10 protein-coding genes and 1 pseudogene are annotated in these 10759 nt (G+C 68.0%); 8 read left to right on the forward strand and 3 right to left on the reverse strand.

Translation table 11 applies throughout. The features are described from left to right. The 5 genes from I0Q12_RS32720 to I0Q12_RS12585 all read left to right on the forward strand — a co-directional run. Positions 1 to 893, forward strand: an 893-nt coding sequence (locus I0Q12_RS32720; protein ID WP_231610530.1) for an AMP-binding protein, incomplete at its 5' end; no start/stop codon positions are given. Then, the gene (locus I0Q12_RS12570; protein WP_197252235.1) at positions 893 to 1504 is read left to right on the forward strand and encodes a TetR/AcrR family transcriptional regulator; all 612 of its coding nucleotides are present in this window, start codon (positions 893 to 895) and stop codon (positions 1502 to 1504) included. The genes I0Q12_RS32720 and I0Q12_RS12570, both read left to right, overlap by 1 nt. A gap of 3 nt (positions 1505 to 1507) precedes the next feature. Next, positions 1508 to 2653: an acyl-CoA dehydrogenase family protein gene (locus I0Q12_RS12575; protein ID WP_197252236.1), complete on the forward strand. Its 1146-nt coding sequence runs from the start codon at positions 1508 to 1510 to the stop codon at positions 2651 to 2653. Next, entirely contained in the window at positions 2650 to 3672 is a 1023-nt protein-coding gene (locus I0Q12_RS12580) for an acyl-CoA dehydrogenase family protein (RefSeq protein ID WP_197252237.1), read from the forward strand. The genes I0Q12_RS12575 and I0Q12_RS12580 overlap by 4 nt, the downstream gene beginning before the upstream one ends. An 85-nt stretch (positions 3673 to 3757) precedes the next feature. Then, on the forward strand, positions 3758 to 4195 hold the full coding sequence (locus I0Q12_RS12585; RefSeq protein ID WP_197252238.1) for a carboxymuconolactone decarboxylase family protein: 438 nt from the start codon (positions 3758 to 3760) through the stop codon (positions 4193 to 4195). Between the two features lie 54 nt (positions 4196 to 4249). Here the strand turns inward: I0Q12_RS12585 and I0Q12_RS12590 are convergent, their stop codons facing one another. After that, entirely contained in the window at positions 4250 to 5026 is a 777-nt protein-coding gene (locus I0Q12_RS12590; protein WP_197252239.1) for a CoA-transferase, read from the reverse strand. After that, a complete protein-coding gene (locus I0Q12_RS12595) occupies positions 5023 to 5943 on the reverse strand; it encodes a CoA transferase subunit A (RefSeq protein ID WP_197252240.1) in 921 nt (306 codons plus the stop codon). The genes I0Q12_RS12590 and I0Q12_RS12595 overlap by 4 nt, the downstream gene beginning before the upstream one ends. A gap of 111 nt (positions 5944 to 6054) precedes the next feature. Between I0Q12_RS12595 and I0Q12_RS12600 the strand changes: the two genes are divergently transcribed. Beyond that, positions 6055 to 6960, forward strand: coding sequence for a LysR substrate-binding domain-containing protein (locus I0Q12_RS12600; RefSeq protein ID WP_197252241.1), 906 nt, complete (start codon positions 6055 to 6057; stop codon positions 6958 to 6960). Between the two features lie 64 nt (positions 6961 to 7024). On the opposite strand, the gene I0Q12_RS12605 is transcribed toward I0Q12_RS12600, so the two are convergent. Beyond that, the gene (locus I0Q12_RS12605) at positions 7025 to 8449 is read right to left on the reverse strand and encodes an MFS transporter (RefSeq protein WP_197252242.1); all 1425 of its coding nucleotides are present in this window, start codon (positions 8447 to 8449) and stop codon (positions 7025 to 7027) included. A 213-nt stretch (positions 8450 to 8662) separates the two neighbouring features. On the opposite strand from I0Q12_RS12605, the gene I0Q12_RS12610 reads away from it, so the two are divergent. Next, positions 8663 to 9874 carry a CaiB/BaiF CoA-transferase family protein gene (locus I0Q12_RS12610; RefSeq protein ID WP_197252243.1) on the forward strand — a complete coding sequence of 404 codons (1212 nt, stop codon included), beginning with the start codon at positions 8663 to 8665 and terminating at the stop codon, positions 9872 to 9874. Between the two features lie 161 nt (positions 9875 to 10035). Then, positions 10036 to 10759, forward strand: a pseudogene (locus I0Q12_RS12615) (acetyl-CoA C-acyltransferase); the annotation flags it as partial.

Below are 10759 nucleotides of genomic sequence, written 5' to 3' on the forward strand. Positions count from 1 at the left end.
GAACGGTCGTGCTCACGGACCGGTTCGACGCCGAGCGCTGCCTCGAGTACATCGAGCGGTACCGCGTCACCCACAGCCAGTGGGTGCCCACGCATTTCGTTCGGATGCTGCGGCTTCCGCAGGAGGTGCGGGACCGATACGACCTGTCGTCGATGAAGTACGCGCTGCACTCGGCGGCGCCGTGCCCGGTCGACGTCAAGCAGGCGCTCATCCGCTGGTGGGGTGAGATCGTGTACGAGTACTTCTCGTCCACCGAGGCCATCGGCAGCACGGTGATCACCCCGCAGGAGTGGCTCCGCAAGCCGGGCAGCGTCGGCCGGACGGGCGGGCCGGGGACACTCGGCATCGCGCACATCTGCGACGAGGCGGGGAGCGAACTTCCGTCGGGGGAGATCGGTGTCCTGTACTTCGAGCGACAGGACTATCGGCTCGAGTACCACAAGGATCCCGAGAAGACCGCGCGCACACGGCATCCGGTCCACGAGGACTGGATGACGACCGGCGACCTCGGTTACCTCGACGCCGACGGCTTCCTCTTCCTGACCGGACGCGACAACTTCACGATCATCTCGGGTGGCGTGAACATCTACCCTCAAGAGATCGAGAACCTGCTCGCACTGCACCCGGCCGTCGCCGACGTCGCGGTGGTCGGGGTGCCGGACCGCGACTTCGGGGAACGGGTGGAGGCATTCGTCCACCTCGTCCCCGGTGTGGCCACCGGCGACGACACCGAACGCGACATCATCGACTACTGCCGCGACCGGCTGTCGTCGTTCAAGTGCCCTCGCCGGGTGCGGTTCGTCGGCGACCTGCCGCGCACCCCCACCGGCAAGATGGTCAAGGGCGCGTTGCGGGAGCTGATCGACACGTACGCGGATGCCGAGGCACACTGATGGCACTGTCACCGCGGCAGCGGATGTTCGTCGAGGTGGGGCGAAAGGAGTTCGTCCGCAACGGATACGGCTCCTCGTCCATCCGCACCATCGCGCAGGAGGCGGGCGTGAGCCTGTCCGCCCTGTACTACCACTACAAGAACAAGCAGGATCTGCTGCTCGCCATCCTCATGGACGGCGTCGACACCTACGACTCGCTGTGGGAGAAGGCGCTGGAAGCCGCCGGTGACGATCCGGTCGAGCAGTTGCGCGCATTCGTCCGCGCGAACGTCGAATTCCGCACGCAGTTCCCCGAACACGGGCGCATGATCGCCACCGAGATCCGCAACCTCGAACCCGAGGGTGCGCGGCTCTACGACGAGCGGCGACGGGTGGGGCGGCAGCGGATCCGCACGATCATCGACGACGGTGTCGGGGCGGGGGTCTTCACGACGAAGTACCCGGACGACTGCCGCAAGTCGATTCTCGCGATGACGGCCGCGATCGCGAACTGGTACGACCCGAACGGACCCGACACTCCCGCCGAACTCGGCGAACGGTACGCGGAGATGGCATTGAACCTCCTGTGCCCCGGGGAAATACCGGAATCGTCGGCCGGGAAGAAAGGTTAGGACATGAGTACGAAACTGGTGCCGCCGGCCGGCGCCCCCGATCCCACGCTCGCGCAACTGCGGGCCGAGGTGCGGGAGTTCCTGCACGAGCAGATCGAGAAGGGGGTCTTCACCCCCGGCATCGACACCTGGCTGACGCGGTGGAATCCCGATTTCACGCGGTCGCTCGCCGCGAAGGGCTGGATCGGCATGACGATCCCCACCGAGTACGGCGGGCACGGGCGCACGTTCATGGAGCGGTTCGTCGTCACCGAGGAACTGCTGGCGGTCGGTGCCCCGGTCGCGGCCCAGTGGGTCGCGGACCGGCAGGCCGCGCCGTCGCTGCTGAAGTACGGCACCGAGGAGCAGAAGCGGCGGTTCCTCCCCGGCATCGCGGCCGGTGAAATCTGCTGGGCCATCGGCATGTCCGAACCCGACTCCGGTTCCGACCTCGCGAGCGTGAAGACCCGGGCGACGCAGGTGGACGGCGGCTGGCGCATCAGCGGCACCAAGCTGTGGACCTCCGGTGCGCATCACGCCGACGCGTTCTTCGCCCTGGCCCGGTCCGCGCCGCTGGACCCGGCGCACCGACACGACGGGCTCAGCCAGTTCATCGTGCTGCTGGACTCGCCCGGTGTGACGATCCGCCCCATCCTGTCGATGTCCGGTGAGCACCACTTCAACGAGGTGCTGCTCGACGACGTGTTCGTTCCCGACGACCTGGTGCTCGGCACCATCGGCTCCGGCTGGGAGCAGGTCACCAGCGAACTGGGCTTCGAGCGCAGCGGGCCGGAACGATTCCTGTCCACGTTCGGTCTCCTCGAGGAGCTCGTGCGCGGCGCGGGCGCCGGCAGCGTCGACCGCGATCCGCGGATCGGCGCGTCGATCGGCCGGATCGCGGGGCTGCGCCGCATGTCGCGTGCCGTCTCCGAATCGCTGCAGCGCGGTGAGGACGCGGCCCTGTCGGCGTCGGTCGTGAAGGTGCTCGGCACCGGGCTCGAAGGCGACATCGCCGACCTCGCCGACGAACTCGTCGGCTACGGCCCCGGCGACGACCAGCTCGCGCAGCTGGTCCGTGCGGGTGTGATGCAGCGACCCGGTTTCACGCTGCGCGGTGGTACGAGCGAGATCCTGCGCGGGGTCATCGCACGAGGATTGGGGTTGAGATGACGCAGTCGACCGAATTGCAGGACTTCGAAAAGATGCTCGGTGAGGTCCTCACCGCCGGCGACGACCACCGGATCGGGGAGGTCGTCGAGCTCGACCGTCCGCTGTGGACCACGCTCGCCGAGCTCGGCCTGACCCGGCTCACCGGTGACGAGGCCAGCGGTGGCAGCGGCGCCGGCTGGACCGAGGCCGCGCTGCTGCTCTCCGCGGCCGGGCGCGCCGCCGCAGCCGTCCCCGTCGCCGAACACGATCTGCTCGCCGGATGGCTGCTCGAACAGGCCGGCCTTCCCGTCGAGGAGGGGGTGCGCACCGCCGCGGTGCTCGACGCCGACGGGCAGGCCCGGTACGTGCCGTGGGCGCGCTACGCGGATGCCGTCGTCGTGCTGTGGCAGGGCACCGACGGATGGTCGGTGGCCGACGTGCCGCGCGATCGCATCGAGTTGACCGCAGCGGTCAACCTCGCGGCCGAACCCCGCGACCACGTGCGTGTCGATCTGTCCGAACTGTCCGGCACGCCGGTATCCGAGACCGTCGCCGGGCAGTTCCGGTACCGCGGCGCGCTGGCACGCGCGCTGATGTCGGCCGGCGCGATGGACCGCATCCTCGAACTGGTCGTCGAACACACCACCGCCCGCGTGCAGTTCGGACGCGCCCTGGGCAAGTTCCAGGCCGTCCAGGCGCTGGTGTCGGATCTGGCCGCCGAGGCGGCACTCGCACGGGCTGCCGCCGACGCCGCGGTCGATTCCGCCGTCGAACGCGGATTCGACGACGCGGCAACACGATTCGACATCGCCGCGGCGGTGTCCTGTGCCGGGCATGCGGCGGGGAAGATCGCGCGGAACGCACACCAGGCGCTCGGTGCGATCGGATTCACGATGGAACACGAACTACACCGGCACGCGAACCGGATCCTGTCGTGGCGCAGTGAATTCGGATCACTCGCGTCGTGGGACGCGGAACTGCTCGACACCGCGGTCGCGGCCGGCGACGTGTGGGCGTTGCTCACCGGAGGTTCCGCGTAGCTGCCCCGGCGGCCCGGGTGCGACTGGCAGAATGAAACGGCCGGTCGCATCCGGGCCGGTTTCGCTCGCCGGAAGGACCTCGACGATGGCGCACGTGAATCTCGGTAAGCAGCATCCGGCCCCGTACAAGAGCGTGCTGGCGCTGAACAAGGAGGTCGAGGAGGCCGTCGCGCGGGCCGGGCTCGATCCGAAGCTGGCCGAACTGGTGAAGATCCGGGTGTCGCAGCTCAACGGATGTGCGTTCTGCCTGCGCATGCACACTCGGGATGCGCTCGACAAGGGCGAGACGACGGACCGTCTCGCGGTCCTCGCGGCCTGGTGGGAGTCGCAGTACTTCACCGAACAGGAGCGGGCCGCGCTCGCCCTCGCGGAGGAGGTCACGCACCCCATGGAGCCCGGTCGTCACGAATGGGACGACGGTTCGCTCAACGACGAGCAGGTCTCCGCGATCACGTGGCTCGCGATCGTCATGAACGCGTGGAACCGCATCGCGGTCCGAAGCCATTACCCCGTGGCCCCCTGACCCGTGCGCGTTTTCGGTAGCAGCAACTACCGAAAACGCGCACGAGGGGCAGGGTCAGCGCAGGTAGAGACGCACTTTGTCGATCTCGTCGCGCAGCAGGTGGATCTCGTGGGCGGTGGGAGGTTCGGTCACGGTCAGGGTGTCCGAGACCTTCAGATCCCAGCCGGTCGCGGCGCGCACCTCGTCGACGGTGACGCCTTCGTGCACGCTGGTGAGTTCGAGTTCGTCGAACGGACCGCTGCGGGAGAGCACACCCAGGCTCGTGAACACCTTGGTGACGCCCCTGCCGCGCGGCATCATCCCGACACCGGCCTCGCGGGCGCGCACCGGGGACGGGGACGTGCAGAAGTCGAGCTCGGCGGGGAAGGAGCTCGGGTCGTGCCGGCGCATCACCACGAAGACCTCACCCGCATTCGGCATGATCTCGGCGGCGCCGCCCGCCCCCGGCAATCGCACGGTTGGCTTCTCCCAGTCGCCGATCATGCTGGTGTTCAGGCTGCCGTATCGGTCGATCTGCCCGGCGCCGAGGAACCCGACGTCGACGTTGCCGCCCTGCAGCACGTATCCGAACAGCGACGCCATCGAGACGACGGACTCGGCACCGGACACCACCACCGAGTCGGCGATCCCCTCGGCCATCGCTTCGGGATGTGCACCGCAGACACCGGATTCGTAGATCAGCTCCACGTCGGGGTTCGACGTGCGGGCCGCGAGATCCACCGCGAGTGTCGGAAGTCCCACGCCCGCGAAGACCCGGGTCTTACCGGCCAGGGCGCGTGCGGCGACCGAGACGATCAGCTCTGTCGTGGAGAAGGTTTCGGCAGCAGTCACTTTCGGCTCCCATAGTTGACGGTACCGGAATGGCGCGGTGCGACCTCGAGGTCGCTCCAGTAATCGTCGCCGAGCTTGGCGAGGTAGGCGCCGTGGTCGGGGAGTTCGAACACCCACTCCTTGAGCCACGTGCGCAGTGCCTGCGGGTCCTTGCTGATCGCCGTCCACCGGCGGTAGAACGCGCAGTCGCGGTCGTAGTAGCCCTGCGCATAGGACGGGTGCGCGCCGCGCGGGCACACGACGACGGCATCCACCGCGTGGGACGGGACGAGCGTGCGGCTCGGGTCGGAGCGGATCACGTCGTCGTCGACGATCTCCTCGACCACGACGATCGCGTGCTTCGCCGCATACACCGCTTCCTGCTGGACACCGGCGATGCCCCAGATCTGGACGTTGCCGGACCGGTCGGCGCGTTGCGCGTGGATGATCGTCACATCCGGATTCAGCGGTGGCACAACGTAGATGCTGCCCTCGCCGTACGGGTCGTCGACGAGGCGGATCTGCGGGTTGAGAGCGGGCAGGTCGCTGCCGGCATAGGAACGCAGCGGGAAGAACGGCAATCCGGCCGCGCCGGCCTGGTAGCGGCACACCATCCCGTAGTGGCTGTACTCCTCGACCTCGAGCTTCACGGGGTCGTGCTTCTCGATGCGTCGACGAATTTCGTACAGCGATCCGGCGGAGCCGCTCGCGAAGAACGACGCGACCAGCTTCGAGACGCAGTCGGCGGCGATGAGCTGGTCGGAGATGATGTCGGGCGTCATCCGGCACAGCGTCAGGTCCCTGCGGCCCTGCCGGATGATCTCGTGGGCGGCCGCGAACGGGATGAGGTGCGAGAAGCCTTCGAGGGCGACCGTCATCCCGTCCTGCACGTACGTGGCGACGGCGTCGCGCATCGTCATGACTTTGTCTGCGGCCATTGCGAACTCCTGATCGTTCTCTGCTGTCCTATGACTGTGACATGCGCAATAGATGCAGTCCAATACAAAGTGTTGTCTGCTCTGATATCAGATGAGGAATAATCTGGAGTGGTGGAGATCCATGAGATCAGAGCCTTTCTTGCGGTCGCGGAGGAGCTGCACTTCGGGCGGGCCGCGCAGCGCCTGCACATGGCGCAGCCGCCGCTCAGCCGCACCATTCGGCAACTCGAGAAGGGGCTCGGGGCAACGCTGTTCGAGCGGAGCACGCGCAGCGTCCGGCTGACCGAGGCGGGACGTGCCCTCGTCGAACCGGCTCGTGCCATCCTCGACGCGGTACGCCTGGCCGAGATGGCGGTGACCGCCGCCGGGCGCGGCCGGACCGGACGAGTGCGGATCGGGTTCGCCGGTTCGTCGTCGCACCATCTGGTGGGCCGGTGGGCGAAGCTGGTGCGACGTACACATCCGGGCATCGAATTCGTGCTCGCCGGATCGAGTTACGCCAGCGAAGTCGTGAACCGGCTCGCGGAGGGCACCCTCGACATCGGCATCGTGCGACTGCTGTTCTTCCCGCCCGGGATCGCGTCGCGGGTCGTCGCCCGTGAGGACCTGGTGATCGGGCTGCCCCGCGAGCACCGGCTGACCGGGCGGACGAGCCTGCGTCTCGACGAACTCGCCGACGAACCGTGGGTGATGCTCCCCGCCGAGCCGGGGTCGATGCTGCGCGAGCTGCTGCTGCGTCTGGCGCACGACGCCGGGTTCACGCCGCGGATCGTGCAGAGCGCACCGGATTCCCTGTCCTTGGCCGCGCTGGTCTCCGCCGATGTCGGCTGCACTCTGACGGTCTCGTCGGTGGCTCAGCACGTCGTCAACCCGGAGGTGGTGTTCGTACCACTCGAGGGGCAGCCGCCGATCGATGTGCGGCTCGTGTGGCGGGAGGACGACACCAGTCCGGCGCTCGCGGAGGTCCTCCGGCTTTCGGAGGAGGCTTTGCCGACCCCGGGTGCCGGATCCTCCTGACGCAAGCGAGCGGTGCCGAACCCGAGAAGGGATTCGGCACCGCTCGTTTGTGTCGGGTTGTTCGTCAGGCTCCGACGCGGACCCGGCCGGTCGACTCGGTCGCGGACTCGGTGCGGGCCGCGGATGCGGCAGCCTCGGCCGCTTCCTGCGCCTCGAGCTCCAGCTCGGCCTCGTCGGCCTGCTCCGCGATCGACAGTGCCTTCGGGTTGTAACCGGTGCGCTTGAGCAGAAGCAAGGTGCACACCAGCGACACCGCGGCGTACGTTCCGGCGGCGATCGCGACGCCGGTGACGCTGCCGGAGCGGTTGAGCAGCCACTGTGCGAGGACCGGGGTGCCGCCGCCGACGACGAGCGAGCACAGCTGGTAGGCCGTGGACAGGCCCGAGTAGCGGATCTTCGCGGGGAAGGCACGGGCGAGGATTCCGCCGATCGCCCCGTAGAACATCGAGTGCGGAATCGTCGCGAGGCACATGCCGATCGCCGCGATCGCGAATGTCTCGGTGCGGATGGCGTAGAACATGGCCGGCATCAGGAACAGCTCGGGGACGATCATCAGGCACATCGCCACGCGCATGTCGATCTTCGACACGAGCACAGCACCGAACGGCTGCACGATGAACTGGACGACGAGTGCGATCGCGATGATGCCGAGGAACGTGCCGCGCTCGTATCCGAGTTCGCTTGTCGCCCAGGACAATGCGAACGTGTTCTTGAAGTAGGTGACCTGGGCGAGCGGCAGGGCGCCGGCGCCGAGCAGCACGAGCACCCAGTGCTTGCGCAGCACCTCGGCGATCGGCAGCTTGACGACCTTCTTCTTGGCGAGCACCGCCTTCATCGCGTCGGACTCTTCGAGCTTGAGCCGGATGACCATGCCGACGATCACGAGCAGGCCCGAGAAGAGGAACGGGATGCGCCATCCGTAGAGGAGGAATTCGGGCGTCGGCATCGACGAGAGCAGGAAGAACGCCATGGTCGCCAGCAGGTTGCCCGCGGGTGAGCCCTGCTGCGCGAACGCGGAGTACAGGATGCCCTTGCCCTTGGGCGCGTTCTCGCTGGCGATCAGGACGGCGCCGCCCCATTCGCCGCCGACCGCAACGCCCTGCAGAACTCTCAGGAGGACCAGCAGGATCGGTGCCCACATTCCGATCTGCGCGTGGGTGGGCAACAGGCCCACGCCGACCGTCGAGATACCCATCATGATCAGTGTGATCACCAGGGTGTTCTTGCGGCCGATGCGGTCGCCGAGGTGACCGAAGATGATGCCGCCGATGGGGCGGGCGAGGAAGCCGGCCCACAGCGTCACGAACGCCAGCAGTGTCGCGACCCCGGCCGGAAGGTCGTCGGAGAAGAAGATCTTGCCGAAGACGAGCGCTGCCGCCGTGCCGTAGATGTAGAAGTCGTACCACTCGATGGTGGTGCCGACGAAGGAGGCGATTCCGGCTTTGCGGGCCTTCTTCGTCGCTTCCCGGTCGGTGGGGGACGCACTCATACCTCGTCCTCTCTTCTCTGGGGATGGGGTTCTCGAATGCCGAGCAAGCTGTGTGCTCCGCATCACAAAGAATTCCAGCGCAAACTGTGGCTGTCCAATACTTGATGCCGCCGGGATTGTTAGTGAATGCGTATCAATCTGCGGTGCTGGCCGGGTGGCCTGCACAGAATGCGGTCGACACGGGTGCGGACGCGTCTGGTACTGCTGGAAGACATGACCGAACGCAGCGCGAACGACAGCGGGTCGTCGGACCTCCCCTTGGCCGGTTTCACCGTGGTGAGCCTCGAACAGGCGGTCGCGGCGCCGCTCGCGACCCGGCACCTCGCGGACCTGGGTGCCCGGGTGATCAAGGTGGAACGGGTCGGCGACGGCGATTTCGCCCGCGCCTACGACAGTGCCGTGCTGGGGCAGGCCGCCCACTTCGTGTGGCTCAACCGGGGCAAGGAGTCGTTCGCCGTCGATCTGAAGGCCGGCGACGGGATCACCGCCGTGAAATCCCTGATCGCCGGTGCCGACGTGTTCCTGCAGAACCTGGCGCCCGGCGCGGCCGAACGACTTGGGCTCGGCGCCGACGACCTGCGCGCCGACCATCCCGAACTGATCGTCGTGAACATGTCCGGTTACGGCACGGACGGCCCGATGCGCGACCGGAAGGCGTACGACCTGCTGGTGCAGTCGGAGACCGGGCTGTGCTCGATCACCGGGACTCCCGAGACGGCCGTGAAGACCGGCATCCCCACCGCGGACATCGCCGCCGGTATGTACGCGCTGACCTCGATCCAGGCCGCGCTGCTGCGTCGTTGCCGCACCGGTGTGGGCGCGACGATCGACGTCTCGATGTTCGACGCGACCGCCGAATGGCTCGGCTACCCGATGTACCTGCAGATGTATCAAGATCGACAGGTTCCGCGAATGGGACTGGCGCACACGTCGATCGCGCCGTACGACAAGTACCCGACCGCCGACGGCGAGATCCTCATCGGCGTCCAGAACGATCGCGGCTGGCGCACCCTGACCGATGTGCTGGGGCTGCCGGAACTGGCGGACGACCCGCGCTATGCGACGAACGTCGAGCGGGTACGGCGCCGCGAGGAGGTCGACGCGCTCGTCGGGGCGGCGACGAAGCAGTTCGCGAGCGCCGTGCTCGACGAGAAGCTGGCCGCCGCGGGCGTGCCCGCCGCGCAGTTGCGTGATCTGCGCGGGCTCATCGAGCATCCGCAGCTCGACACCCGCGACCGGTGGCGCGAGGTCGAGACCCCGGCCGGTCCCATTCGGGCGGTTCGTCCGCCGATGAACTTCCGGGACGTCGAACTGCCGATGGGGGCGGTGCCCGCGCTCGGCGAGCAGACCGACGCGTTGATGGCCGAGCTCGGGCTGACCGACGAGCAGATCGCGGGGCTGCGGGCCGCCGGCATCGTCGGCTAGAGAATGTACGGCCAATCGGGGCCGGATTTGCACCGTTTGTCGGTCGCGAATCCGGCCCCGATTGCGTGTTCGGGGAGATTCCGGGGCGTGCCCTGTTGACGTGGGCGGTCGCGTACCGAAAAATGGCCGTACAAATCTTGTTCCCGTTGAGGAGTTAATCCATGACCCGAGCGGCCCTCGTCGCCCCCGTCCGCACGCCCGTCGGCCGATTCGGTGGTGCACTCCGGGACGTGTCCGCCGTCTCCCTCGCGACCACCGTCGTCAAGGAGACCGTCGCGCGCTCCGGCGTCGACCCGGAACTGATCGAGGAGGTCGCGTTCGGGCAGTCCTACGCGAGCTCCGAGGCGCCGTGCATCGGTCGTTGGGCCGCCCTCGACGCGGGCCTGCCGATCTCGGTCGCCGGAATCCAGACCGACCGCCGCTGCGGCACCGGCCTGCAGGCGCTGGTCACCGCCGCGATGATGGTGCAGACCGGCGCCGCGAACGTCGTCGTCGCCGGTGGCGTCGAGTCGATGAGCAACATCGAGCACTACACGACCGGTGCCCGCTGGGGCACCCGCGCCGGCAGCCTGAACCTCTACGACCGCCTCGACCGCGGTCGCGAGCGGTCGCAGCCGGAATGGCGTTTCGGCAAGATCAGCGGAATGATCGAGACCGCGGAGAACGTCGCCAAGCAGTGCGGTATCACGCGTGAGGACTCCGACGCGCTCGCAGCGGAAAGTCACCGCCGCGCCCACGAAGCCTGGGAGACAGGGCGTTTCGATGACGAGGTCGTGCCGGTCGAGATCGTCGACCGCAAGGGGAACACCACAGTCGTCTCCCGCGACGAGGGCATCCGGCCCGACAGCACCGTCGAATCGCTCGCCAAGCTCCGTACCGTGACGC

The sequence above is a fragment of the Rhodococcus sp. CX genome, assembly GCF_015865005.1.
Taxonomy (GTDB): Bacteria; Actinomycetota; Actinomycetes; order Mycobacteriales; family Mycobacteriaceae; genus Rhodococcus.